This is a genomic window from Listeria grandensis FSL F6-0971 (assembly GCF_000525835.1).
Classification (GTDB): Bacteria; Bacillota; Bacilli; order Lactobacillales; family Listeriaceae; genus Listeria_A; species Listeria_A grandensis.
On the sequence record NZ_AODD01000035.1, the window covers coordinates 1 to 26,397 of the forward strand.

Annotated in this window: 25 protein-coding genes and 2 pseudogenes; 7 read left to right on the plus strand and 20 right to left on the minus strand. The window is 44.1% G+C overall.

All coding sequences use genetic code 11. The features are described 5' to 3' along the window. From PGRAN_RS14330 to celB, 4 genes are all read right to left on the minus strand, one after another. On the minus strand, positions 1-214 hold a 214-nt coding region (locus tag PGRAN_RS14330), incomplete at its 3' end, for an acyltransferase family protein (protein ID WP_036068160.1). A 146-nt stretch (positions 215-360) separates the two neighbouring features. Then, positions 361-1,086 (minus strand): glucosamine-6-phosphate deaminase, encoded by a 726-nt coding sequence (locus tag PGRAN_RS14335; RefSeq protein ID WP_036068161.1) that lies wholly within the window; start codon positions 1,084-1,086, stop codon positions 361-363. A 21-nt stretch (positions 1,087-1,107) separates the two neighbouring features. Further along, the gene (locus tag PGRAN_RS14340) at positions 1,108-2,424 is read right to left on the minus strand and encodes a 6-phospho-beta-glucosidase (protein ID WP_036068162.1); all 1,317 of its coding nucleotides are present in this window, start codon (positions 2,422-2,424) and stop codon (positions 1,108-1,110) included. Continuing rightward, positions 2,421-3,764: a PTS cellobiose transporter subunit IIC gene (gene celB / locus PGRAN_RS14345; RefSeq protein ID WP_051998677.1), complete on the minus strand. Its 1,344-nt coding sequence runs from the start codon at positions 3,762-3,764 to the stop codon at positions 2,421-2,423. The genes PGRAN_RS14340 and celB overlap by 4 nt, the downstream gene beginning before the upstream one ends. 212 nt (positions 3,765-3,976) lie before the next feature. Here celB and PGRAN_RS14350 point away from each other — a divergent pair, with 212 nt between their 5' ends. Both PGRAN_RS14350 and PGRAN_RS14355 read left to right on the plus strand, forming a co-directional pair. After that, positions 3,977-4,729, plus strand: coding sequence for a MurR/RpiR family transcriptional regulator (locus PGRAN_RS14350; protein WP_036068163.1), 753 nt, complete (start codon positions 3,977-3,979; stop codon positions 4,727-4,729). 24 nt (positions 4,730-4,753) lie between these two features. Continuing rightward, positions 4,754-5,620, plus strand: coding sequence for an alpha/beta hydrolase (locus PGRAN_RS14355; protein WP_036068164.1), 867 nt, complete (start codon positions 4,754-4,756; stop codon positions 5,618-5,620). Between the two features lie 60 nt (positions 5,621-5,680). Here the strand turns inward: PGRAN_RS14355 and PGRAN_RS14360 are convergent, their stop codons facing one another. Continuing rightward, on the minus strand, positions 5,681-6,871 hold the full coding sequence (locus tag PGRAN_RS14360) for an ROK family protein (RefSeq protein ID WP_206537382.1): 1,191 nt from the start codon (positions 6,869-6,871) through the stop codon (positions 5,681-5,683). 181 nt (positions 6,872-7,052) lie between these two features. On the opposite strand from PGRAN_RS14360, the gene PGRAN_RS14365 reads away from it, so the two are divergent. Together PGRAN_RS14365 and PGRAN_RS14370 are read left to right on the plus strand one after the other, a co-directional pair. Next, positions 7,053-7,871, plus strand: coding sequence for a purine-nucleoside phosphorylase (locus PGRAN_RS14365; protein WP_036068166.1), 819 nt, complete (start codon positions 7,053-7,055; stop codon positions 7,869-7,871). 59 nt (positions 7,872-7,930) lie between these two features. Continuing rightward, positions 7,931-9,148: a nucleoside permease gene (locus PGRAN_RS14370; RefSeq protein ID WP_036068168.1), complete on the plus strand. Its 1,218-nt coding sequence runs from the start codon at positions 7,931-7,933 to the stop codon at positions 9,146-9,148. Between the two features lie 59 nt (positions 9,149-9,207). Here PGRAN_RS14370 and PGRAN_RS14375 read toward each other — a convergent pair whose 3' ends face one another. Next, positions 9,208-9,648, minus strand: coding sequence for a universal stress protein (locus PGRAN_RS14375; protein ID WP_036068171.1), 441 nt, complete (start codon positions 9,646-9,648; stop codon positions 9,208-9,210). 244 nt (positions 9,649-9,892) lie between these two features. On the opposite strand from PGRAN_RS14375, the gene PGRAN_RS14380 reads away from it, so the two are divergent. Both PGRAN_RS14380 and PGRAN_RS14385 read left to right on the plus strand, forming a co-directional pair. After that, a complete protein-coding gene (locus PGRAN_RS14380; protein WP_036068173.1) occupies positions 9,893-10,348 on the plus strand; it encodes a MarR family winged helix-turn-helix transcriptional regulator in 456 nt (151 codons plus the stop codon). 4 nt (positions 10,349-10,352) lie between these two features. Then, complete coding sequence (locus PGRAN_RS14385) at positions 10,353-10,712, plus strand: Lin0512 family protein (protein ID WP_036068178.1); 360 nt, start codon at positions 10,353-10,355, stop codon at positions 10,710-10,712. 67 nt (positions 10,713-10,779) lie between these two features. Here the strand turns inward: PGRAN_RS14385 and PGRAN_RS14390 are convergent, their stop codons facing one another. Together PGRAN_RS14390 and PGRAN_RS14395 are read right to left on the minus strand one after the other, a co-directional pair. Continuing rightward, positions 10,780-12,294 (minus strand): ABC transporter permease/substrate-binding protein, encoded by a 1,515-nt coding sequence (locus PGRAN_RS14390; RefSeq protein ID WP_036068180.1) that lies wholly within the window; start codon positions 12,292-12,294, stop codon positions 10,780-10,782. After that, complete coding sequence (locus PGRAN_RS14395) at positions 12,291-13,265, minus strand: ABC transporter ATP-binding protein (protein WP_036068189.1); 975 nt, start codon at positions 13,263-13,265, stop codon at positions 12,291-12,293. Before PGRAN_RS14395 ends, PGRAN_RS14390 begins: the two co-directional genes overlap by 4 nt. 244 nt (positions 13,266-13,509) lie before the next feature. Between PGRAN_RS14395 and PGRAN_RS14400 the strand changes: the two genes are divergently transcribed. Next, a complete protein-coding gene (locus PGRAN_RS14400) occupies positions 13,510-13,974 on the plus strand; it encodes a DUF1877 family protein (RefSeq protein ID WP_036068192.1) in 465 nt (154 codons plus the stop codon). A gap of 452 nt (positions 13,975-14,426) precedes the next feature. Here the strand turns inward: PGRAN_RS14400 and PGRAN_RS14405 are convergent, their stop codons facing one another. The 12 genes and pseudogenes from PGRAN_RS14405 to PGRAN_RS14460 form a co-directional block, all read right to left on the minus strand. After that, on the minus strand, positions 14,427-15,728 hold the full coding sequence (locus tag PGRAN_RS14405) for a pyrimidine-nucleoside phosphorylase (RefSeq protein ID WP_036068193.1): 1,302 nt from the start codon (positions 15,726-15,728) through the stop codon (positions 14,427-14,429). A gap of 20 nt (positions 15,729-15,748) precedes the next feature. Continuing rightward, positions 15,749-16,929: pseudogene (deoB, locus tag PGRAN_RS14410) on the minus strand (phosphopentomutase). A gap of 15 nt (positions 16,930-16,944) precedes the next feature. After that, entirely contained in the window at positions 16,945-18,126 is a 1,182-nt protein-coding gene (locus tag PGRAN_RS14415; protein WP_036068195.1) for a NupC/NupG family nucleoside CNT transporter, read from the minus strand. Between the two features lie 192 nt (positions 18,127-18,318). Then, positions 18,319-19,332 carry a LacI family DNA-binding transcriptional regulator gene (locus tag PGRAN_RS14420; RefSeq protein ID WP_036068197.1) on the minus strand — a complete coding sequence of 338 codons (1,014 nt, stop codon included), beginning with the start codon at positions 19,330-19,332 and terminating at the stop codon, positions 18,319-18,321. A gap of 65 nt (positions 19,333-19,397) precedes the next feature. Further along, the gene (gene deoC, locus PGRAN_RS14425; protein ID WP_036068199.1) at positions 19,398-20,072 is read right to left on the minus strand and encodes a deoxyribose-phosphate aldolase; all 675 of its coding nucleotides are present in this window, start codon (positions 20,070-20,072) and stop codon (positions 19,398-19,400) included. 82 nt (positions 20,073-20,154) lie between these two features. Further along, a complete protein-coding gene (locus tag PGRAN_RS14430) occupies positions 20,155-21,090 on the minus strand; it encodes a sugar-binding transcriptional regulator (RefSeq protein ID WP_036068201.1) in 936 nt (311 codons plus the stop codon). Between the two features lie 332 nt (positions 21,091-21,422). Continuing rightward, positions 21,423-22,225, minus strand: a pseudogene (locus PGRAN_RS14435) (amino acid ABC transporter ATP-binding protein). Further along, positions 22,222-22,932, minus strand: coding sequence for an amino acid ABC transporter permease (locus PGRAN_RS14440; RefSeq protein ID WP_036068203.1), 711 nt, complete (start codon positions 22,930-22,932; stop codon positions 22,222-22,224). Before PGRAN_RS14440 ends, PGRAN_RS14435 begins: the two are co-directional and overlap by 4 nt. 21 nt (positions 22,933-22,953) lie before the next feature. Beyond that, a complete protein-coding gene (locus PGRAN_RS14445; RefSeq protein ID WP_036068205.1) occupies positions 22,954-23,658 on the minus strand; it encodes an amino acid ABC transporter permease in 705 nt (234 codons plus the stop codon). A 21-nt stretch (positions 23,659-23,679) separates the two neighbouring features. Then, positions 23,680-24,507: an amino acid ABC transporter substrate-binding protein gene (locus tag PGRAN_RS14450; RefSeq protein WP_036068208.1), complete on the minus strand. Its 828-nt coding sequence runs from the start codon at positions 24,505-24,507 to the stop codon at positions 23,680-23,682. Between the two features lie 11 nt (positions 24,508-24,518). Further along, a complete protein-coding gene (locus PGRAN_RS14455) occupies positions 24,519-25,058 on the minus strand; it encodes a GNAT family N-acetyltransferase (RefSeq protein ID WP_036068211.1) in 540 nt (179 codons plus the stop codon). 12 nt (positions 25,059-25,070) lie between these two features. Then, positions 25,071-26,396, minus strand: coding sequence for an LLM class flavin-dependent oxidoreductase (locus PGRAN_RS14460; protein ID WP_036068214.1), 1,326 nt, complete (start codon positions 26,394-26,396; stop codon positions 25,071-25,073). Between the last annotated feature and the right edge of the window lies 1 nt (position 26,397).

The following is a 26,397-nucleotide window of genomic DNA, read 5'->3' on the forward strand; positions in this document are numbered from 1 at the left end:
TAAATTTTTGCTCTTGCGACAAAGTAAAGTAACCACTTAGTAAAATAAACAATGGAACTGCTGTGCGTGATATCGAATCATAGAAGTTCGCGATCGCAAAATTCGTGTTCATTTGGGTGGCATTCCCTAAAAGATGCGTAGCAGATACATGAATAACAATAACCATCAAAATCGATAAACATCTGAGCAAATCTAGATTATCTTTTCTCTCCATTCGGTCTTTTCTCCCTTTAGAAATGCTTTATTTGGCAACACTTAAGTATGTAAGTTTTCCTTCTAAGGATACTACATAACGGAATAATACTCAATAGAATAAAAAGTCTTGCTCCGAAACTTTTTCTGGGCAAGACTCTTTATTGCTTATAAAAGTGCGTTTTGGTCTACAAAAATAAATGCACTGTTATGATTTCTGAGTACAGTCACCGGCCAGTCGTTCGTTACTTTTTCTTCGAGAAGATGAGCGATAGCCGCTGTTTTTTTCTCACCGTTTGCTACTAGTACGGCGGTTTTGGCTTCTAAAATATGCTTCACTCCTAGCGTGATCCCCTTGGTGCGGTCAACTTCTTGTGTGAAGTACTTTTGACCGACGCTTTGGGTGGTGCTGTCGAGATCAATAATATGGGCATAATTTTCAAAGCTGACACCTGGTTCATTAAAGCCAAGATGGCCGTTCACGCCAACGCCTAGTAAAATAAGCGCTAGTCCGCCATGACCTTCTATAAATTTATCGGCTGCTTGGCATTCTCCTTCTAGGTCAGCAGATTTGGCGTTGAAGTAATGGTAATGGGATGCGTCAATCTGAGCAGGACCGAAGAGCTCTTTTTCTAAATAATAGAGACAACTCCCTTCATCGGCTCCGTCCAACCCTACCCATTCGTCAAGCTCTACAAAATAGGCTTTTTGAAGGTTAATTTCACCGGATTTATGTGCGGCAACGAGTCGGCGCAATGTACCCACAGGCGTGTCTCCACCAGCGAAACAATATAGTCCTGTTGGTGCCTGTTTGAATTTTTCAATCACGAGTGCTGTTGCGGCGTCACTCATCGCCTCATAGTCTGCTGATACTGTCAAATTAAGTCCGTTCATTCTGTCTCCATCTTCCTCTCATCATATATTAAATTGCGGTAAGTATTGTTGGTGCGCCTCGAGTAATTCATCTAAAAGCTGATGCGCTATTTTATCGCTTGGCACAAGTGGATTAACCGTCATTGCAAGCAGTGCCGTATTGTAATCTCCTGTCACCGCAGCTTCTGCCGCCAAGCGTTCAAAGGTTTTAATCGACTGCACGAGACCGTTTACTGCGATTGGTAGCGCCCCTGTCGTCAATGGAATTGGGCCATGGCTCGTAATCACACAGTTCACTTCCACCGCTGAATCTGGATCAATGCCAACAACGGCGCCATTATTTCGCGTGTTCACCGTTTGGATGTCTCGTTTATCATTATAAATGGAATGAATCAAATTGCAAGCGGCTTCACTGTAATAAGCGCCACCACGTTGTTCGAGTTGTTGCGGCTTTGCGGCCAGATCTAGATCTTTATACAATTCAAAAAGTTCGGTCTCGACACGTTTCACGACTTCTGCTCTTGTTCCCTCTTTCGCAACAGACGCCTGTTGTTCGGCAAGCATCGTTGCAGTCTGGTAATAGTAACGTAAATAACCAATCGGAACCATGCCAAGTGTGCTCAAGAAAAGCGGGTCCCAGCCGATGTCCGCGATATTTTTCAAGGAAATGCCATCTTCCTTTTTTGTCATTCTTGCCATGACGGTTGGCGTGACATTCTTGCCGCCAAGATAGACATTTTTGGCAAAGACCATATGGTTGAGTCCAGCAAATTCGACGTAGATACGAGACATATCCACATCCAGTTCTTTGGCAATACCTTTTTGGATACCGATCGGGCCGTTGCAAAGTCCGACTACTTTTGTGATGTTACTGTAGCGCAAAACAGCTTCGGTGATCATACCAGCGGGATTGGTAAAATTAACAAGCCAAACATCAGGGCAAAGTCGCTCGATATCGCGGCAAATGTCGAGAATGACGGGAATTGTTCGTAAACCTTTGAAAAGTCCGCCGGGACCATTTGTTTCTTGACCGATAACATTATATTTTAGCGGGATACTTTCGTCTAGTATCCGGGCTTCTAGGCGCCCTACTCGGAACTGTGTTGTTACAAAATCAGCATCTTTGAGCGCTTCCTCCCGATCCATACTTAAATGAATCTCCATTGGGATACCTGCTTTTTCGACCATGCGTTTAGCTAATGCGCCGACAATTTCTAGTTTTTCCCGGCCTTCTTCCACATCAACAAGCCATAATTCACGGATCGGTAACTCCTCATAACGATTGATAAATCCTTCGATAAGTTCGGGTGTATAGCTTGATCCACCGCCAATTGTAGCGATTTTTAATGTTCTCTTCATTTTTCAGGACTCCCAACTTCTTCATGTATTAATACTTGCTCTTCTTTATATTTTTGGGCATCCCAGACTTTGAAGAATGGCCAGTAGATTAGCATTGCGATCAAGATGTTAATGATTTGCATGATAGATCCTGAAATTTTGCCACCGGTTGCTAAAAAGCCACTGATGATTGGCGGTGTTGTCCATGGCAAGGCGATCCCCGCCGGTTTCGCGACTAAACCTGAGTCCATCCCAAAATAAGTCACAATTACGAGAATGACTGGCGTTAAAACAAATGGAATGATGAAATATGGATTTAACACGATCGGTACACCGAAAACCATGGGTTCACTGATGTTGAATACACTAGCTGGTCCGGAAATTTTAGCGAGTTGTTTCATTTGCTTACTTTTAGCTCGCCAGAATAGTAGGATGACGAGGCCGAGCAAAGCTCCTGTCCCACCTGGCACGATCCATAATTCGTAAAATTGTTGCGTAATGATGTTCGGTAATTCTTTTCCTGCTTGGAATGCTGCGCGGTTAGCGTCCATATTGGCGAGCCAAACCGGATTTGTGAATGCGCCGATAATAGCGTCACCGTGTAAGCCGATGCTCCAAAGTAGCGCGATAATGATGACTGTTACGATCATGCCAGGAAGTGTGCTACCGATATAATGCATTGGAATCCCGATAACCGTCGAAATAATTTCGTTGATACTCGAAAACGGTGTTAATTCAATGAGTAGACGCAAAATCCAGATTGTCGTAATGGTTATAAATCCCGGGATCAGGGCCATAAACGACTTGCCGACCGCTTCTGGAACTCCAGCAGGCATTTTTATCACCCAGTTTTTCTCAAAAATAATGCGGAAAATTTCTGTGGCAAGTAAGGCAATAACGATAGCCACGAACAGGCCTTGGCTTCCTGTAAGAATCGTTGGGATAACTCCACCAACATCGTACGCCGTTTTACTTCCTTCAGGTGTAAATGATGTGATTTGCGGGATGGTTAGGATGAAACTAACTAAAGCTACCGCGCCACTCATCAATGGATCGGCAGTTTTGTATTTCTCAGCGAGCCTATAGGCGACACCGAAACAAGCCAAAATTGCCATAATATTATAGGACGCCTCTACTGGATAGCCTAGTTTCACTTGCCACTGTGCGCCGAAAATATTAGCCATGAAATCCTCATAACCCGGAATCGGTAAATATTGAATAATCATAAAGACAGAACCAATAATTAAAAATGGCATTGCTAGCATGATGCCGTCGCGAACTGAGGCTAAATGTCTTTGAGCTGATAATTTAGCTGCGACTGGCGCCAACCGATTTTCAAGAAATGCATAGAACTTATTCATTATCTTTTCTCCTCACCTTTTTAAAATCATAAAAGATAGCGCTTTCTTATTTTCATTATAGTATGCTAGATAGCTAATTGATATAGCACCCGTCTATTTAGAAAAGCGTTTGCAAAGATGAAATTTGTGTCAGGGAAGTAACAAGTTGTAACCCTAGATGTTATATGCTAGACTTTTGAATAAGGGTATGAAAAATAGGAGGTCGAAGCGTTGTGCTGTTTTTAGATAAAACGCCTGAATTAAGCGATGTGGATATGATGATTTACAAGTTCATCACCGCCCATTTGGACAAAGTTTGTTTGATGCGAATTCGCGATTTAGCGGATGCAACACACGTTAGTACCGCGACGATTTTGCGATTTTGCCGAAAATTTGACTGCAGTGGTTTCTCGGAGTTTCGGGTACGTTTACGGATGTATACAGAACGCGCAGGAGCGACACAAGTGGACTTAGCGGATGAAACAACGTATATTGATTTTTTAAAAAGAACCTCGCAATCCGAGTTTAAAGGCCGCATTAGGCAGGCAACAAAATTATTAAAAGACGCAGAATTAGTCTTGTTCGTCGGCGTTGGCTCCTCGGGCATTGTCGCAGAATATGGCGCGCTTTACTTTTCTTCGTTATTCACGCTGGCACTTCACATCGAAGACCCACTGAATCACCCATTCAATCACCTCTCTAAAGGGCTTTCCGGAAAGCTATGCATCATCGCTATCTCCGTGTCTGGCGAAACGAGCGAAGTGATTAAATATATCCAACATATCAACGCCCACCAATGCAAAATTCTCTCCATCACAAATAGCGAAAAGTCCACGGTGGCAAGACTTTCCGACGTTAATATTCCATATTATATCCATCGTGAAACCTATCAAGGCGCGGACATCACCTCGCAGCTTCCAGCACTTTACACCGTCGAGTGCATCGCTCGCGAAATTAGACGTAAACTTGATAATGAAGCAAAATAACACCCCAAAGAAAGGATTTTCCTCATGAAAAAAATACTAGTAAGCCTTCTTATGCTATCGCTCATTCTTGCTGGCTGTGGCCCTTCGAAAGCGAGCGAAAAAGAGCTGCAAAATCTACCAAACCTTTCCTCCCAAACAGCACTCGTTCTCGTTCACGGGACTGGGGGCGGGACTGGCACTTTTGATGGTTTTAGCAGCACTTTCATTGATAAATATAAAGTTTCCAATCAACGTATTTCTCTTGAAATCAGCACCGATGGGAAATTAAACTACCACGGAACCCTCACCAAAAAGGCCCAACATCCAATCATCCAAATCGGCTTTGAGGATAGTATAGATGCAACAATCACACAACAAGCTGACTGGTTACGGATCGCACTAAAAGACGTCGCGAACCGCTATGGCTTCACTAAATTCGATGGTGTTGGACATTCCAACGGCGGTCTTGTTTTATCAACCTACGCACAAAAATATGCCCAAACCACACCTGAATTAAAGCGCTTAGTAGCTATTGGCTCACCATTTAACGATCTCGAAAGCGATGATAACGCTGGCGACCTAACATTTGACGACGTTCCAAAGACAACGCCGCTACTCCGCACTTATGAGGACAATAGCGCAAAAATAAGCCCTGATTTACTCGTATTATCTATTGCAGGTGACGTAGACGACGACAGCTTTTCCGATGATATCGTCCCCGTTCTCAGCGCTTTAGGATCCCGTCTCATTTTTAAAGGTCATTCGAAAGTGTACCTAGAAAGCTACTACAAAGGGGAAGAGTACGACCACCGCACAATGTTCGCTAATCCCGATATTCAAAAAAAAGTCGCTTGGTTCCTATACGATTACCCCGGCAACAAAAAGGAAATCCAACTCGCCAAGAATGAATAAATCATCGTCCCCCCAGTAAAGATTACATGTATATTGGGGCTGATTTACTTGGCTTATCTTCTATCTCAAGAATTGTTCGAGAACCATGCCTCCTGCCCCCTGAGCCACGATTTCGTAAGACTCTTTTGCAGGATAAATGGTTGTTTTTATTTTTGGGAAGGCTTTTAATCGTTCTTCGGTGATTCTTTTGACATCCTCGAAAAAAGTACCTTTTGGAACGAGGGTTCCGCCGCAGACCACCGTATCGGGTTGCGTCATCAAAATTAGATTAGAAAGCGCGATACCGTAGTAATAGGCCGCGTTTTTCAAAGTATCATGGCACATTGGGTCGCCCTTCTCTAGTGCCTGAAAAATCGTGAAATAATCGATATCATCGGGATTGGTCACAAGCTCTGATAGGATCGATGGTTTGCCTTGCTTTAATTCGTGACCAATCTTCGCTTTAATCGCAGATAAAGAACTGTAAGTATGCAGGCAACCATAAGAACCGCAATAGCAGCGCGAACCATTCGTATCAATAATCGTGTGTCCAAATGCGTTCGTCATCCGGCTCTGTCCTGACGCTACAATACCACCCACAATTTCAGCGCTACGGATCTCCACATCCACCGTCGTTAGCAAAAAACGCTCGCTCGTCTGCCAATAATGCAAGCGATATTCTGCGAGAGCCGCAAAATTCACCCCGCTACCAACCGTGATATACGTCGGGATTTTACTCGCTAAATAGTGCTCAATATCATGCGGCGTTACATCACTGTTCTCACTTATTTGATCAAGTGCATCGTCAATTGAGATTCCGATACCAAGAATATCGGCGATTGCTTTTCCTTGTTCAGCAAGTAAATCAAGCAACTGTGCCGTGAACATATCGAGTGTTTCATACATGGAAACTTGCTTCCTCATCTGAATTTTCTTATGTCCCAACTCTTTTAAATTAAGGTCAGTGAGGACAATCGTGGAATAAATATTAGTGACCTCGATGCCGATTAAATAAGCTTTCTCTGGATTAATACGATATAAAATCGGTTTTCGCCCGCCTGTTGAAACACCTAATTCGTTACTTGTAATCAGATCATTTTTACTCAGTTCATCGAGCAGTCTGGCGCATGTGGCAGGCTTCATTCCAGTCGCTGCTAACAACTCTTCCACCGTAATCGATGCATGCTTACGGATTAGGTTATATAAAATTTTTAACTTCTTTATTTTAGAACTCTGCGTTGTTCGAAACGTCTCCAACATATTGCTAACCACCGTAACGCCCCCCTCTTGTATAGTAAAAATGTATCAAATACCAAACTAAAAAGCAATTTCGAGCACTTTTTATCAAAATGAAAAAAAGTTATTTACATTCCGATTCATTCATGTTAAGATTACGTTGAAAGCGCTTTACAGTTTTTTGTAAAAGGCTAATGATGTCGAGGAGGAAATAACGATGCATAAAACAGAACAAATTAATGAGGCTCTCAGCTATATTGAGCAATTAACAGCGGTGAAACCAACGATTGGTATTATTTTAGGATCGGGGCTTGGGCCTTTTGCGGATACGATTGACGATGCGATTCATATTCCGTATAATGATATTCCGCATTTTGCAAAATCTTCGGCTGTTGGGCATGCGAATGAGCTTGTTATTGGTCGTATAGGCGATAAAAACATTGTTGCGATGAAGGGGCGTTTCCACTACTATGAAGGGTTTCCGCTAGATGAAGTCACCTTCCCAGTCCGTGTTATGAAAGCGCTTGGTGTGGAAAAATTGATTATTACGAACGCTTGTGGCGCTGTCAATACAGACTTTAATCCTGGTGATTTGATGTTGATTACAGACCATATTAATTTGACGGCAAATAATCCATTAATGGGACCGAACAATCCGGAGCTTGGTGTGCGATTCTTGGATGTTTCAGAAGTCTATAGTAAGCGCTTGCGTGGTATCGTTAAAAACGTAGCAACAGACCAAAACGTGACGCTACGCGAAGGTGTTTACGCTTGGTGGACTGGCCCAACATACGAAACACCAGCGGAGATTCGCATGATTCGCGGTTTCGGAGCGGACGCGGTTGGTATGTCGACAGTTCCCGAAGCACTGATTGCGCGCCATGCGGGAATTGAAACGGTCGGTATCTCGTGCCTGACTAATATGGCATGTGGTATTTTGGACCAGCCACTTAGCCATGATGAGGTTATTGAGACAGCAGAACGTGTGAAAGCTACTTTCTTGAAACTTGTGGCGGAAATCATTTCTAGATTCTAATCGTAGATACTTTTTATCATATTGGAAATAAGTCTAGCTAATTTGGAAGGGAGAACATCATGGGGATTAAAACGCGTCTTCGCTTTATGTCATTTTTGCAGTACTTTATTTGGGGGAGCTGGCTGATTACGCTCGGTTCTTATATGATTAACACGCTTGATTTTTCGGGCGTCGAGGTTGGGATAGTTTATAGTTCAAAGGGGATCGCCGCTGTGATTATGCCGACTTTGATGGGGATTGTTGCAGATAAATGGATCAAGGCAAACTACTTGTATACCGCATGTCATTTGATTTGTGCTGGGGCATTGTTTTATGCGGCAACTGTGTCGGATCCAACCGTGATGTTCTGGGTGATGTTGGTAAACGCCATGTTCTTCATGCCCACGCTCGCACTATCTAATACGGTATCTAACTTCCCACCAATTCGTGTGTTTGGGACAGTTGGTTTCATTATCGCGATGTGGACAATCAGCTTTGCAGGTCTTGAACTTAGCAACGTACAGCTTTACATTGCGGCGGGCGCATCGCTCTTACTCTCGCTTTATTCGCTAACGATGCCGGCCATTCCGACGGCGAACAAAAAGAAAAAGCAAGGCTGGGTCAACATGCTCGGTTTAAATGCTTTCGTCCTTTTTAAAAAGCCGAAAATGGCCGTGTTTTTCCTTTTTGCAATGTTACTTGGAGCCGTGTTGCAAATTACGAATACGTTCGGTAACCCGTTTCTGCATGACTTTGGCTTAAATCCAGCGTTTGCAGACAGCCTCGCGGTGAAATATCCTTCGATCTTACTGTCCGTGTCACAAATGGCTGAGGTTGTATTTATCTTAGCAATTCCTTTCTTTTTGAAACGCTATGGCATTAAAACGGTGATGTTGGTCAGCATGGTTGCATGGACGCTGCGTTTTGGACTGTTTGCATTCGGCGATCCGTCACCACTTGGTACGGTACTTCTACTGCTTTCGATGATTGTTTATGGCTGTGCGTTTGATTTCTTCAACATTTCTGGCGCCATTTTCGTGGAACAGGAAGTTAGTAAGGACATCCGAGCAAGCACCCAGGGCTTGTTCATGACGATGGTAAATGGCGTCGGTGCTTATGTTGGGGCAATTTTGAGCGGTATGGTTGTCGATTACTATACGATCGATGGCGTCAAAGATTGGCAAACGATCTGGCTGATTTTTGCGGCCTACACGCTTATCTTGGCGATTGTCTTCCAGTTTACTTTCCACTATAAACATGAGCCTGAGAAAATGAAAGATTTAGAGATTACACATTAATCAAAAACGCATGATATTAGCTAGCTCCCATTTTCGAGCTACGAATATCATGCGTTGTCTTATTTCTCCCGAACTACTAATACATCACAAATCGCGTGTTGTAAAACATGTGCGGAGACACTTCCTAGAACGATTTTCTCAATACGATTGAGGCCCGTTGCACCACAAATCAGAACATCTGCGTCGAATTTGGCGGGGAGATCACGAGCGAGTAAGGTTTTAGGATTTCCAATTTCGAGGAGCGTGTGTACTTGCTTGATGCCTGCTTCTCCGGCCAACTTCTTGTATTCAGCCAGCCTAGCCGCCGATTCTTCATAGGCTGCTTTTTCCAAGCCTCCATCATAAGAAATATTCGGCGAGAATGACCGGATGTCCACAATGCTTGCAAGTCCTAGTTCCGCCCCCGTTGCTTTGGCAAGTTCTACCGCTTTCAAAAAGGCGATTTCAGCTTGTGTTGATCCATCTAAAGCTACTAAAATGCGTTGATATTTATTTCCCATCATCATCAACTCCTTTATTAGACCTTACCCTTATATTCTATTTTTGATACCTACTTTTGAGAAAAAGTTTCAAATTCGGGCTATTATTTTCCTCTCTTAAACGCTGGCTGTGACGCCTTCTTCGCTAGCATTTATAGTTACTAAATGCTTAAGTGGTACTGCAAAATTGATCAAATGCCACATTCCTACTTTTCTCAATCTGTGCTATACTGAATTTATATTTTGTTAAAAAAGGGGATACATTATGGACAAAGAGGATCGATTAAATCAGCAGATCGCTCTATTTTATTTTGCTTACAAAACGTTTGTTGAAACCGCTGATAGGCTCATTGGGAAACATGGCATTACGCGTACGCATCACCGAATTTTATTTTTCGTAGCGCATTCGCCAGGTATTAAAATGAACGAGCTGTTAACACTGCTCGAGGTTTCGAAGCAAGCACTGCATCAACCGTTGTTAGAATTAAGGGAAAAGGGATATATCATCATGGAGCCGTCTGCTAAGGACAAGCGTATTCGTTGCCTGTTTTTGACGGAAGCTGGGGCCGAGATTGAAACAGAGCTTGGGGAGGCTCAAAGGCGTCAGATGGCCGCGGCTCTATCGGCAAGTGATGATCCCGATGGCAAATTTTGGACGAAAGTCTTAGAACAATATGCAAAAGAACGACCAGGATTAGCATTTTTTAAAATAGGAGCGTGATGAGATGGAGAAAATATTGTTTATCCAAACTGGTTTCGGTGTGGATGTACATGGCCAAGATATTACGAAAGCTGCGATTCGGGCAGTGAGAAATGCGATTTTTACGAACTCGATGCCGGGAATTGAAGACTTATTGCCGGGTAAAGACCTGAATAATATGGTGGTCCATGTGAAATTGGCGTTACCGATAGATGCGGATTTGCTTGATTCCGATGCGATTCGGGCGATTATTCCTTATGGCACAGTCACGGTAGAAACCATGTCAGGTGGAATGCTTACGACAAGTGGCATTTTTCTAGCGGACAAAGCGGACAAGAATGATTTGATGTATATTGTGAATGCATCGGTCGAAACAGGCTACTAAACGCTATAGCAAAAAGGAAGACAGGAATTGGTGTTCTATGACCAGTTCCTCGTCTTCCTTTTTTTGATTAGTTTAGTAGGCCTTCTTTTTGTAGATAGTTCTTCGCGACTTCTTCGGCAGACTTGCCTTTTACATTGACTTCATAGTTCATTTCGCTCATTTGTTGATCGGTGATTTTACCTGCTAGTTTTTCTAGCGGGGCTTTTAGCTCTGGATATTTTTTCAATGTTGATTCGAGCATGAGTGGTGCGCCTTGATATGGCGGGAATAGTTGCTTGTCGTCTTTTAGTACTTTGAGTTTGTATTGGGCGATTTCGCTATCTGTTGAATAGGCATCAAGCGTGTTGATATCGCCTGCTTTCAGAGCGGAATAGCGCAGTTTTGGCTCCATTGTTTTCAATGAATCGAATTGTAAACCATACTGTTTCTGCAACCCCTTATAACCATCCTCCCGATCAGAAAACTCCAACGTAAAACCGGCTTTAACAGAGGCTTGCACAGCTTTTAAATCAGAAATTGTTTTCAGATTGTAAGCTTTAGCGAATTGTGGTGCAACTGCGACGGCATACGTGTTATTGTATTTCATCGGTTTCAGTAGTGCCATCTTCTCATTTTTTGCAAGTCCATCGCGTGCTTGCTCATAAACGGCTTCTGGGTCGTGATTTTTCGCTGGTTCTTTGAGGAAGGTTTCCAAAACAGTGCCCGTGAACTCAGGGTAAATATCGACATCGCCTGATTTTAACGCATTGAAAACAAAACTCGTTTTTCCGAGATTCGGTTTTACTTTGACGCTCAGGTCGGTATCATTTTCAATTAGCTGTTTGTACATATTAATCAAGATTTCTGGCTCCGAACCAAGTTTTCCGGCAATCACGAGTTCTTTTTGCGGTTGCGTGAAATATGGCACGATGATGATACTTGCCGTCACGACGAGTGCACCAGTAATCGTGATGAGTGTACGCTTGAATGTCGCTTTTTCCATGTAGCGCAAAATGACGTCAAACAGGATCGCCAGTAAAGCTGCTGGAATTGCACCGAGCAGGATCAGGCTGTTGTCATTGCGGTCAATCCCGAGTAGGATGAGATCCCCCAGTCCACCAGCTCCGATTAAAGCCGCAAGCGTCGCGGTTCCGATAATAAGAACCATCGCCGTTCGGATACCAGCCATAATAACGGGCATCGCGAGCGGTAGTTGCACTTTATAAAGCTTCTTCCACCTGTTCATTCCCATTGCTTCGGACGCTTCCATTAAAACTGGATCAATTTCTTTAATTCCAGTATATGTATTCCGCAAAATGGGTAACAAGGCATAGATTACAAGCGCGATAATCGCCGGTACCGTCCCAATTCCAACTAATGGGATCAGCAAACCTAGCAAGGCAAGTGATGGAATTGTTTGCAAAACCGCCGTTACTTGAATAATCGGCTCAGCGGCACGCTTATGGTTCGTTAAATAGATTCCAAGCGGCACAGCGATAAATACAGCAATAAAAAGGGAGACGAAAGATAATTCGATGTGTTGAACTAACGCTGCCCACAGCGCATCCTGACGCACCTGAAACGTATCGATTAATTTACTCATACATGCGCAGCCTCCCTCTCTAGTTGTTTAGCTAGGAACTGGATGACATGTTGCTGTGTAATCGTTCCAACGAGTTTGCCGTCCTTGGCAACAGATACAGACGTCTGACTCGCTAATTGTTGCAAGATAACTTCCACTGCAATTGACTCCGCAAAATCAGCCTCTCCAGCAACAACCTGCGCCTCGAAATAGCCTTGTTCCAACATATCATGCACGGTAAATTTAGAAGATAGCACGTGCTTGTTCACATTGCCTGACTCCAAGAAGTTTTGCACAAATTCATTCGCTGGATTTTGCAAAATTTCATTCGGCGTATCGCATTGTACGACTTCGCCATCCTTCATAATACAAATTCGGTCGCCAAGCATAAGCGCTTCCTGCATATCATGTGTTACAAACACGATTGTCTTTTTAATTTTGCGCTGCAAGACAATCATATCTTGTTGCAATTTCTGGCGACTAATCGGGTCTAGCGCGCTGAAAGGTTCATCCATCAAAATAATTTCGGGGTCAGCGGCCAGCGCACGAACAACGCCGACACGTTGTTGCTCACCACCTGAAAGTTCCGCCGGTTTCCGGTTACGATAGCTTTCCGCGTCCAAACCAACACTATTTAGTAGCTCAGTAATGCGATCATGCGTCTTCCCCTTCTCCCATTTCTTCAGTTCCGGCACAACCGCGATATTTTCCTCGATCGTCATATGCGGAAAAAGCGCGATTTGTTGCAGTACGTAGCCAATATTCCAGCGCAATTCGTGAATGTTATAATCACTAATCCGCTTCTCGTCGATATAAATAGTCCCCGTCGTCAGTGGAATAAGGCGATTAATCATCTTCAGCGTCGTTGTTTTGCCACAACCACTCGGCCCGATAAAAACGAAAAACTCACCATCTTTTATGTCCAAATCGATGTTTTTGACGGCATGCTCGCCATTTTGATATTGTTTCGTTACATTTTCGAAGCGTATCATGAGTCACTTCCCTCTCCATTTTGTCATTAAAACATGTTTATCTGTTTACCCTATTTTTCAAAAGTAGAAACATTTGTTCTTAATTTTACCACGTTCATATAGAAAATTACACCGTTTAGCATTTCGTTGACAAATCAACTAAAATTGAGCATAATAAACTTTATCATGGTAAAGCATTTGGTTTTATCTTTTTCGATAAACAAAATAAACCAACTAGGAACAACTTGAAAGGAGAATAATAAAAATGGGATTATGCGGTTATTATTATTACATTGACGAGCCAGGCATGCGAGAAATAAAAGCAGGAGATGAATCCGTTTTTACGATGCCGATGTTGCTGTCACTTGATGAATATTGGGAAGTTATTCATTATATATTTTGCAAGAAGACAAGAAATGGGCCGTCGCCGTGGGGCTATATTGTTCCACTTCGGATCGAAAACGAGATCCGCGATGCTTTGGCGACTGTTTATTTTATCTATCCAGAACAAGTCCGTATGGCGAAAGAAGCTCTGTTTAGCATTACCGAAGAAGAATTCGTCGCGATGTATGATTTCAAGCAACTAAAAAAGAGTGGTCTTTACGGTATAAACTGGCGCACGAAAAAGGACAAATTAGACAAAGACCTTCTATTAAATTTCCGAGCTCTGCAGACCTTTTTCAATAAAGTATCGCAGAGTGATGATTGTATTATATTTTATGTCGTGTAGATGAAAAGCTGAAAACGCCCGTTTAGCATCGACAGAAATTGTTAGGAGGCGCAGTGAAAACCCTCTTTTGGTTTTTACGGAGGCACCGAAATTTCCGAGAGGCTGGCGTTTGAAGCTAGATCTGATGAAAAGCTGAAACGGCCCGTTAGATCCGACAAAAATTGTTAGGGGGCGTAAGAAAAGTCCTCTTTTGACTTTTTTGGAGGCACCGAAATTTTCGAGGATCTGGCCGTTGAAGCTAGATCGCGAAACAGAGCTACGCCAAACAACTCCGCATTCCCGCAAACACGATCTCCAGATGAAACCATCGCCCTATAAAAAACAAGTAACTACGCCACTCTAAAAAACATGGCGTAGTTACTTGTCTAAATCAAACTATAGTGGACTCTTCCACTTCTTATTCACTTAGCGTTTCGTTCGCGTAACATACACGGAGCTGTTCTCATTTTAATCTACTCCGTAATCACCGTATGAATCAACTTTGGCGCTTCCGCTTTATCGCTCACCCGAATATTTTCGTAAATCTTCGCTTCAACCGCCTTCACGTCTTCTTTATTCGCGTAAATCGTTACAAGTGGCTCACCTGCTTCCACTTTATCGCCGACCTTCTTACGCAACATAATTCCAACAGCCAAGTCGATCTCGTCTTCTTTCGTCGCACGTCCGGCACCTAAAAGCATCGCTGCAATACCTATTTCATCTGCGACAATCTCAGCAACTACACCGCTTTCCTTAGCCGGTACATCGATCTTGAATTGCGCTTGTGGTAACTTGCTAGGATCATCCACAATCGAGCCATCACCGCCTTGGTTATCCAAGAAATCCTTGAATTTCGCCAAAGCTTTCCCGTTCGCCATAACCTCTTTCAGCATCGCACGCGCCTCATCCAAATCCTTCGCTTTCTTAGCAAGCACAACCATTTGACTTCCCAAAATTAAAACCAATTCCGTCAAATCTTCTGGTCCTTCACCTTTTAGCGTATCAATCGCTTCTTGTACTTCCAAAGCGTTCCCAATCGCAAAACCTAGTGGTTGCGACATGTCTGAAATAACCGCCATCGTTTGACGACCGACATTATTCCCAATCCGAACCATCGCATGCGCCAAATTTTCTGCATCTTTATCGGTTTTCATGAATGCGCCTGCACCCGTTTTAACATCCAACACAATCGCGTCCGCGCCAGCTGCAATTTTCTTACTCATAATCGAGCTTGCGATAAGTGGAATCGAGTTTACCGTTCCTGTAACATCGCGCAACGCGTATAATTTTTTATCAGCAGGGGTTAGGTTACCGGATTGACCAATTACTGCGACTTTATCACGGTTTACCAAGTCGATAAACTGCTCTTTCGTGATTTCTACGTGGAAACCTTCAATCGCTTCTAGTTTATCAATCGTGCCTCCTGTATGGCCTAACCCGCGTCCAGACATCTTCGCAACTGGCACGTCAAGCGCTGCAACAAGTGGCGCCAATACAAGCGTCGTCGTGTCGCCCACACCGCCTGTCGAGTGCTTATCTACCTTGATTCCTTCAATCGCGGACAAGTCGATCGTTTCACCAGAATTCACCATCGCCATCGTCAAATCTGCGCGTTCTCGGTCTGTCATATCTTGAAAGAAAATCGCCATAGCCAAAGCACTGACTTGATAATCAGGAATCTTACCAGCCGTGTAACCATCGACTACAAACCCGATTTCTTCGGTCGTTAACTCTTTGCCATCACGCTTTTTCGAAATTACGTCTACCATTCTCATATTCGTTCACCAATCCTTTTTTATTTTAAGTCGTTTAGGAAGCTTGTGCCGTATTCAGGCATTTTTACTTTAAAATTATCTGCGACGGTTGCGCCCAAATCGGAGAATGTTTTGCGCAAATCAAGTTCTTTGCCGCCGTCTTTGAATTGTTTGGAATAAGCTAAAAGTGGCACGTATTCGCGTGTGTGGTCGGTGCCGCGGTATGTTGGGTCGTTTCCGTGGTCAGCGGTGATAAGTAGCAAATCATCTTCTTGCATGTTCGCGAACACTTCTGGAAGTCTTGCATCGAACGCTTCCAATGCATCACCATAACCGATCGGATCGCGACGATGTCCAAACAACGCATCAAAATCAACCAAGTTTAAGAAACTCATGCCATGGAAATCTTCCGTCAACAAATCGATAAATTTATCCATACCGTCCATGTTTGACTTCGTGCGAATCGATCTTGTTACGCCTTCATCGTCAAAGATATCCGAGATTTTACCGATTGCAATCGAGTCTAAACCACCATCTTTCAAGTGATCCATCACCGTTTTATCAAATGGTTTTAGCGCGTAGTCATGCCGGTTCGAGGTCCGTTCGAATGTTTTCGCAGTTTTACCGACAAAAGGACGAGCAATGATGCGACCTAACATGTAAGGCTCATCGCGCGTAATTTCGCGGCAATACTCACAAATGCGATATAATTCTTCGAGTGGGATTAATTCTTCGTTCGCCGCGATTTGCAGTACGGAATCAGCAGACGTATAAACGATCAAAGCGCCTGTTGCCAATTGTTCCTCGCCAAGTTCTTCCATGATTTCCGTACCACTCGCCGGTTTATTTCCAATTACTTTACGACCAGAGAAATCTTCAATTTTTTGAATCAACTCATCTGGGAATCCGTCTGGAAATACGCGGAATGGCGTGTCGATGTACAGACCCATGATCTCCCAATGCCCTGTCATCGTATCTTTCCCTGCGGACGTTTCTTGCATTTTTGTGAAATAGGCTTGTGGCTTGTCTACAACTGGTACGCCTTCGATTTCGCGAATATTAGATAGGCCAAGCATCGCCATATTCGGCATTTTCAGCCTCCTTTTTCGCGGGCAATGTGTCCTAATGTATCGACGTCAAAATCGTCAAATTGTGCCGCGTCTGGCGCTTCTCCAATACCTACCGAGTCCATAACTACAACGTGAATTCTTTTAAATGCCATTTTTAAAAAACCTCCTTAATAGATTAAGCCAACGATTGTGGCTGTTAAGAAACTAACTAATGTGGCGCCGAATAACAGTTTCAAGCCGAATCTGGCAACAACGATACCTTGTTTGTCGTTCAGGCTTTTGACTGCTCCAGCGATAATGCCGATGGATGAAAAATTGGCGAAAGATACTAGAAATACGGATACAATCGCGGTTGTTCTACCTGAGAAATTGAAATTGCCATTTTTCAAATCGGTCATCGCGACGAATTCATTGGATACCATTTTCGTTGCCATGATGCTTCCGGCTTTGACCGCTTCATCCCATGGAACACCGACCAGAAATGCGAACGGTGCAAAAACGTAACCGAGTAATTCTTGGAACGAAAGTCCGAAAATACCACTGAAAATGGCGTTGATCATCGCGATAATCGCAACGAATCCGATCAGCATCGCAGCAACGGTAATCGCCACTTTGAAACCGTCCATAATGTATTCGCCTAACACTTCGAAAAAGCTCTGTTTCGCTTCTTCTTTGACTTCGAGAATATCTTCTTGCTCGGTGACTTCGTATGGATTAATCATGGAAGCGATAATGAAACCACCAAATAGGTTAAGAACTAGCGCAGTTACGACATACTCTGGCTTTAAGAGTACCATATAAGAGCCGACGATGCTCATCGAAACGGTTGACATCGCGGAAGCACAAAGCGTATACAAGCGATGTTTCGGCAGCAAGCCAAGTTCTTTTTTCACGGAAATGAAAACTTCAGATTGGCCGAGAATTGCGGATGCGACGGCGTTATATGATTCTAGTTTCCCCATTCCGTTGACTTTACTTAACGCAAGACCGATATATTTAATGATAAACGGTAGGATGCGCCAATGTTGCAAAATCCCAATAAGCGCAGAAATAAAGACAATTGGCAGTAACACACTTAGGAAAAAGGACATTTGACCCGTGTTGACAAGTCCTCCGAATACAAAGTTCACACCTTCTGCAGCGTAGGATAACAGTTTGCCAAAACCATCTGCAATCCCACTAATAAGCCAGTTTCCTGCGCTCGTGTTAAGAAGGATAAAGCCTAAGATGAACTGTAAAACAATCATGACGATAATCGGTCTAAATTTCACTTTTCTGCGGTCATTACTCGCGATCCAAGCGATGCCTAAGACAACAATCAAACCAATAATACCAATTAGATATTTCATTATGAATCCCCCAATAATTTAAAGTATAGAACAATTATTGCTATGTTTAGTAAAGCGGTTTATCAAGAATACTGAAACCTTTTTCAGCAAGCGTTTACATTCGCTTCTTAAAAAAGTAAAACGGTTTACTAAAAGTAAGTATATCATCATTAACAAGAGATGGGAAATGATATCCCTCTCTCGTTTTGATTTCTATTCTGCCTCAAGTCTCTTAGCGCTTTCGCGGACAATAAGTTTGAGCGGCATTTTTTTGTTTGCCATTTTTTCAGTCGGGTTTTGAATCGCTCTGAGCAAGTATTCTGCCGCGGTTTTGCCGATGTCGTAGATCGGTTGGCGAACGGTGGTTAGCGTTGGCGCCATGTATTCGGCGAGTTCAATGTCGTCAAACCCCACAATCGAGAGATCTTCTGGAATCGTGATACCTAGCTCCAGCGCCGCGCGGTAAGCTCCGACCACCATTTGATCATTCGTTACGAACAGCGCCGTGATATCTGTCGTTTCAAGTAGTTTTTTCGTTGCGATGTAGCCGCCAGACATGGTTTGATCGCCTTCCATAATCCACGTGGTTGAAGCCGAGATTCCATGTTTCGTAAGGCAACCTTGATAGCCTTGCAATCGCTCCTCCACAGAGTAAAACGAGTCATCCGATGTAATGATACCAATCTTCGTGTGCCTTAGCGCAACGAGATGTTCCGTCGCCATGTATCCGCCTTCATAATCATCGATAAAAATATTGCCTTCTTCCCGGTGATGCCGTTTACGATCGAGCAAAATATACGGTTTATGCAGTGTCTCCAATTGCGTAAACACATTCGACGCCAGAATATTCGGGCTCGCAATAATCAACCCATCCACAGCCCGATGCAAAAGTTCCTCGACGTATAAATCCTCGCGCGTGCTGTCCTGCGACGAGTTACACAATAAAATCATATAATCATGCGCATTCAAATAGTCTTCCGCGCCCTTCACCATCTGCGAAAAAAATGGGTCCGTCACTTCCGGTACAATCATGCCGATCGTATTCGTCTGATTCGTCACCATATTTTTCGCAAAAAAGTTCGGTTTATAAGCTAAATCTTTCGCGGTTTGAAACACTTTATTTCGTGTCGCTTCACTAAAACGACTCCCTTTTCCATTTAGAATCTGGGAAATCGTCGTTATCGAAACGCCCGTTTTTTCTGCAATATCTCGAATCGTTACACCCAATATGGCTCGCCTCTTTCACAGGAAAAATTACTTCTCCTCCATCATGCCACATTTTAATGATTTTGTTAATAGTTATCTTTTGGATTTGCGTCATTTCCTGAAACAATCGATACGCCTGCGCTTGCTCCAATACGAGATGCGCCTGCTTCGATCATTTTATCCACGTCTTCTTTCGTACGGATTCCACCGGATGCTTTCACGCCGATATCTGGCCCAACTGTTTTGCGCATCAATGCGATATCTTCTGCTGTTGCACCGCCCGTGGAAAACCCTGTCGATGTTTTAACGAAATCAGTTCCTGCTGCTACCGCTAAACGGCATGCGCGTTCTTTTTCTTCGTCGGTTAGTAGGCATGTTTCGATGATAACTTTAACTAATGCTTTGCCTTTCGCGGCATCGACAACGGCTTTGATATCAGACTCGACTAATGCGTCTTTCTTATCTTTCAGAGCACCGATATTGATGACCATATCGACTTCTGTTGCACCTTTTTGGATAGCGTCTGCTGCTTCGAATGCTTTTGTCACGCTTGTGTTGGCGCCAAGTGGGAAACCAATAACGGTACAAACATCTACACCTGTTCCCGCTAATTGTTCGTGTGCTAACTCGATCCAAGTTGGATTGACGCAAACAGATGCAAAATTATATTGTTTAGCCTCAGCGGTTAATTTTAAAATCATTTCCTTTGTTGTATCTGGTTTTAAAGCTGTGTGGTCGATCATTTTGGCGATATTCGTCATGATTAATCTCCTCGCTTTTCGTTTATTTGTCTTTATCATAATACATCCATGAACGTTTGTAAAGTTATATATGAAATTATGTTCAAAGAAGTAATTCTTTCGCCGTGAACTGATCCGTGATTAATACATTCGCATACTCGCCTTGAAGCGCGCCATGAATTGCGTCAACTTTCCTTGCGCCACCTGCAATAAGGATAGAACGTTCTTTTTGTTTAAGTGACTCCAACTCGATGCCGATTGTGCGAGCGTCAATTTCCGCACTGCAAATCTGACCGTCTTTATCGTAAAAACGAGAACAGATATCGCCGACGCCAATCGTTTGTAGTAATTTTTTCTGGGCATCATTGAAATATCCTAATCGGAAAAGAAGTGCTTCGTCGCGAACAGTTCCTACCGTGAATACAGCGATATTGGCTTGTTTCCCCATTTCAATAATATGATGAATATGGCGATCTTGTTCTACCATTTCCTTCACGGTTGCGTTGTCAAAAATGACGGGAAGTGGCAAGTGACGCGGCATCGTCTGGAAATTTTCAGCGAACAAAGAGATTGTTTCCGATGCATACGTATTGACGTTAGAATGACTAATCCCGCCTTTTAGTTGAATCACTTCGACGCCTCGCACATCTTGTGGGCGAATTTTTTTGGCGACTTCATACATCGTTGTTCCCCAGCTGACACCTAAAATATCGCCATTTGTGACGGTTTCTTCGAGGTATTCAGCGCCCTTTTTGCTAAGGAAATCCGTTATCGTTGTATATTCCGTAGTTGGGGAGAATACGACGTGCGCTTCTCTCAAGTTATATTTTTCTTTGAGCGCGGTTTCGAGTGCGTCTAAATCGGCGAATGGGTCCGTGACTTTGATTTCCACATACCCGCTCTCTTTCGCAAATTGCAAAAGCCTGGATACTGTGGGGCGTGAAATCCCAAGTTGACTAGCAATTTCTTGCTGACTGTAGTCCGATTGATAGTAAAGTCGCGCAACTTCAATGCTGAGTTGTTGTTTTTGTTTATCCATTAAGGTTCCTCATTTCTAAAAGAATGAAACTATGTACGCTATCCCGAATCGTGTCAAGCCATGCCGGGTTGCTCATTTCCATCGCCAATTCCAACTGGTGGCATTTTTTCACTCCTTATCTTCTCATTATAAACAAACTCTATCCGAAATACACCCTATTCATCGATAAAGATTTTGATACGTTTAATTACACAACATGGAAAAGACTCATCCACTGATAAAGAAGAATGAGTCTGCCATAATATTTAACTAATGCAATAAATACTGATTTTAGAACCTCCGTTCAAGAGGATTCTTCTAGACATTCTTTCTTGCTCTAGAAAATTTCTCCATCAATACGCCCTCGACGCATCTCTTTGCCACTCTTCTTTAAGCGGTACAACAACTGGCGGAACTATTACATCGCCTGATATCCGCTTCAAAAACTGGCGAGTTCGTTCTTTTTTTGGTGCACCGAACAGCTCTGCGGGACTGCCTTCTTCAACAACAACGCCATCTGCCATGAACAGGACATGATCGGATACTTCTTTAGCAAACTGCATCTCATGTGTCACAACAACCATCGTCATGCCTTCTTCGGCAATGGCTTTGATCACTGCCAAAACTTCCCCAACTAGTTCCGGATCAAGCGCGGAGGTCGGCTCATCAAATAGGATGACTTCAGGGTTCAAGACGAGAGCTCGAGCAATTCCAACGCGTTGCTGCTGCCCACCTGAAAGCTGACTTGGATAAAAATCGAGCTTATCTCCGAGTCCGACTTTTGCGAGGATGGCTTCACTGCGCATGCGGGCTTCGGATTTCTTTACTTTTTGGGCGATGATAAGCCTTCCATCACGTTTTCGATCACGGTTTTATGGGCGAACAGGTTGTAATGTTGGAAAACCATCGCGGTTTGTTTACGCAAAGCGATGATGTCTTTTTTCGTTGCTTTTTCGGTTGCGACGCTCACATGACCAATGTCGATATGACCGCCATTTGGTTTTTCTAAGTAATTCAGGCAGCGTAGTAAGGTCGTTTTTCCAGAGCCACTTGGGCCTAAAATCGTGATTACTTCGCCTTTATTAATCGTTAAATCAATGCCTTTTAAGACTTCTTGGTCGCCGAATTGTTTTTTTATTCCTTGTAAACGAATCATCCAATCCCTCCTTTATTATAGGCTGTGGCTTTGCGGTCAACGATGGACGCGATCAGCTCCATCACGATCGTGACGCCCCAATAGAGCAGACCTGCTGCGATAAATGCTTCGAGAAACTTGAGGTTGCTTGAGGCCACGATTTGAGCCGTGCCCGTGATTTCTTTAACAGAGACGAGAAAGGCGATTGAGGATGCTTGCAAAAAACCAACCGCAATGTTCGTCAAATTAGGAATCGATTGCGCGAGTGCTTGTGGTAAAATGATGCGCGTCATCACTTGAAACTTCGTCATTCCAACGGAGTAACCGGCCTCCATTTGACCGCTTGGAACGGCGACGATGCCTGAACGGATAATTTCAGAAAGATAGGCTCCAGCGCTAAGTGACAGCGCGATAAGTACGAAAACCGTGATGGGGACGCTGTTGATATGGAAGGACCAGTCGTAGCGCTTCGCTAAACTGTCAAGTAAGAGTGGCAAACCAAAATAAATCAGCATGATGTGCATCACGATTGGTGTTCCGCGAACGAAGGATACATAGCCATTTGCCAGATGATACACGCCCTTGACGTGATAAATACGTGCTAGCGCGACGCCAAGCCCGATTAAAAAACCAAGAATCAGGGGTACAAATGTAAGCAGCAATGTCAAAGGAAGCGCCGTTAAAATTTCTTTAAAAGCCTCCCAGATAAACGGATAATCCAGTTGCATCGTTTGTTTCGCCTCCTTTTCTTAGTCTAATGCCATGATTGGCTTTTTATGCCGATTCACACGTTTTTCAAATGCTTTTGCGAGTTGTTCTAGGACTAGGACGACCGCATAATAAATGATCGACATCGCGATATAAACTTCTAGCGCGTGAGCCGTTGCCGCAATGAGTGTTTCACCGCGCCCCATCATGTCCATCAGCCCAATCGTGAAGGCAAGCGATGTATCTTTCAGCGAACTAATGACCGAATTCGCCACGTTTGGAAATGCGATGCTAGCGCTCTGCGGCAACACGATTCTGAAAAAACTTTGCGACGGGCTCATGCCGACCGACATCGCCGCCTCTGTTTGCCCATAATCGACACCCTTGATCGCACTTCGGAAAATTTCCGAGAAAATTGCCCCATCACGTAGCGCGTAAGTCACAATCACAAAATACGCCGGTGCCATCCGCGAAATATCGACGCCAAACACGAGCAGTAACGCAGGCATTCCGTAAAATACCAAGAACAATTGAATCAACATCGGCGTCCCGCGAATAAAGGAAAGAAACACGACTACCAACTGACTCAAAACTGGGACTCGAAACAACCGAATCACCGCCAAAAGTAAGCCCAAAACAAGCCCAATTATCGTTGCATACAACAAAACCTGTAACGTTATCATCAAATATTCCAGCAACGTCGGAATAAAATCAAAAATCAAATGCCAATCAAATGCCTTCCCCATTCGCGTTTCACCCCTATTTTTTTAGAAATCGACTGTGTAATCCGCACCAAGCCATTTTTTGCTCAATTTACTGACCACACCTTCTTCTTTCAATTCTTTGAGCGCCCCGTCCAAGTCATCCGATAACTGCGACTCATTTTTGCGTAACAAGAAGAAAACCTTTGAGTTCAACACAGGATCTCCGACAATTTTTTGCTGTGCATCGGCCTGATCGTTTAGTAATTTTACCGCGAAAGGCGTTGTAATCGTAGCATCGGCGCGTCCCGTCCTGATTTGATTGGTCGCATCATTATTTCCCGTTCCCGAATACACGATATTAATTTTGTTTCCATGCTCTTTATTATATTTCTCCAAATACACCGCCGAATTACTCGTCGCACTCACGATTGCCGTTTTGCCAGCGAGATCCGCGACCGACTTAATATCCGTATTGGCCTTGTTCACCGCCACCTGCAACGGAAAAACATTATATGGCTCCTTATTAAATAAAAACTTCTCCTTACGCTCATCGTTCACTTCCATTTGATGCGCCACGAAGTCGATTTTATTAGTTTGCAAACTCAGTAATAAATTTGAAAAGTCCATCGTTTTAAACTCAAACTTGTACTGCGGTAATTTCTTATCCAGCGCCTTTACAAGCTCCACATCATATCCCGTCAAATTTCCCTTATCATCGATAAAGCAGATATTCGGAAATTGCGTACCAGTCCCAACTACAATCGTCTTAACATCCTTGCTGTCTTTCGTAAGCGCATCACTAGACGCCCCCGTATCCGTTCCAAGCCCACAACCCACGAGCAAAACACTACTTGCCACTACCAACAACGTCCCAAAAATCCATTTTTTCATCCAATCTCCCCTTAATTCGAATTTACTAGCACGTCCAGATTTCCAAGTTCTGCAAACAGCGATTCATCCAAAACCTTGCGTAAAAAGATAATATTGTCCCCTTCATATTCATGCTCATAAAACCCAACATACCCGCGATGTTCATAAATCGAAACGAGCCAAGGATGCCGCGTCGCCGTCGCCAAGTAAACCGCTGGTGCCTTAACCTGCGCCACTAAAACCTGTTCCTCGACATAATCCAGGAGCGCCGTCCCAACCCCTTGTCGCTTGAAATCCGGGTCCACCGCGAACCACCAAATAAACGGATACGGCTGAATCGAGCGCTCACCTAAGGCCCACGGAAAAGCCACCGTCACCGTCGCAATAATCCTCCCATCGCGTTCCAACACATAGTTCGCATTCCGTCTGATATTCTCCTCCACCGTCGCCAAATCCGCCGTTGCCCCAACAAATTTGATATCCATATCCTTCAATGGCTTGTATCCGCGAATCGACACATCATGCACAACCCCCGCATCTGCAAGCGTAGCTAACCGAATAACATCTCCCACAAAAAAACCTCCTTAGTTTTGCGCCTCAACCTTGCTCGCGTAACGACTTTCCTTAAACGGCAAATCCAAATTTCCACGCAGCGTATCGCTCGCATATTCCCGATCATAATACCCGCGCGCCTCCAAAATCGGAATCACTTTTGCAACAAAATCATCCAATCCCTCACCCAAAACGGGCGCTCCGAAAATGAAGCCATCCGCCGCCTTGCCATCAAACCAAGCGATCAACTCATCGGCGATTCCTTCCGGCGTGCTCACAAAAGCCGATTTTGGCGTCGTCACCCTGAGCGCCACCTCACGCAACGTCAAATTCTCACGCTTTGCCTCCTCCTTAATTTTTCGCGTCGCCGCCCGGAAGCTATTCTCACCGACCGTCCCAATATCCGGAAACGGCTCATCTAGCGGAAACTTCCCGAAATCAAAATGATCAAAAAAGCGACCAAGATACGCGAGTGCCTCCTCGTCTGACACCAAATTCTTAATCTCCTCATATTTCGCGTCCGCCTCGTCTTGCGTCTCACCAACAATCGGTGCAAACCCAGGGAAAATCTTAATCTCATCCGCGTTACGGCCATTCGCCACCGTCCGCGCCTTCACATCCTCATAAAACGCCTGCGCCTCCGCAAGCGATCCACCGTTCGTAAACACAGCGTCCGCACTCTTAGCCGCCAAATCCTTACCCGGCTCCGACGCCCCAGCCTGAAAAACCACCGGCTGTCCCTGCTTCGAACGACCAATATTCAGCGGTCCCTCCACCGAGAAAAAGCGCCCCTTATAATTCAACCGATGCAACTTTTCTTTATCGAAAAATTGCCCCGTCTCGCGATCCCGCACAAACGCGTCATCCTCCCACGAATCCCAAAGCCCTTTCACGACCTCCAAGTGCTCCACCGCAATCTCATAACGCAGCGCATGTTCCGGATGCGTTTTTTTACTATAATTATTCGCCGATCCCTCAAGTGGCGAGGTCACCGCATTCCATCCAGCCCGACCATGACTAATCAAATCCAGCGACCCGAACTGGCGCGCCACCGTATACGGCTCACTATAAGACGTTGAAAGCGTTCCAACCAAGCCAATCCGCGACGTCACCGCAGCCAATCCCGAGAGCACCGTCAAAGGCTCGAACCGATTCAAAAAATGCGGCATCGACTTCTCATTAATAAACAACCCATCCGCCACAAAAGCAAGCGTAAAACCAGCCGCCTCCGCCTTCAAGGCCTGCTCCTTATAAAACTCAAAATTCACACTCGCATCCGCCGGCACACTCTCATGTCTCCACGCGTTCATATGCCCACCAGGACCATGCAACATTACGCCAAATTTAATTTTTCCCATT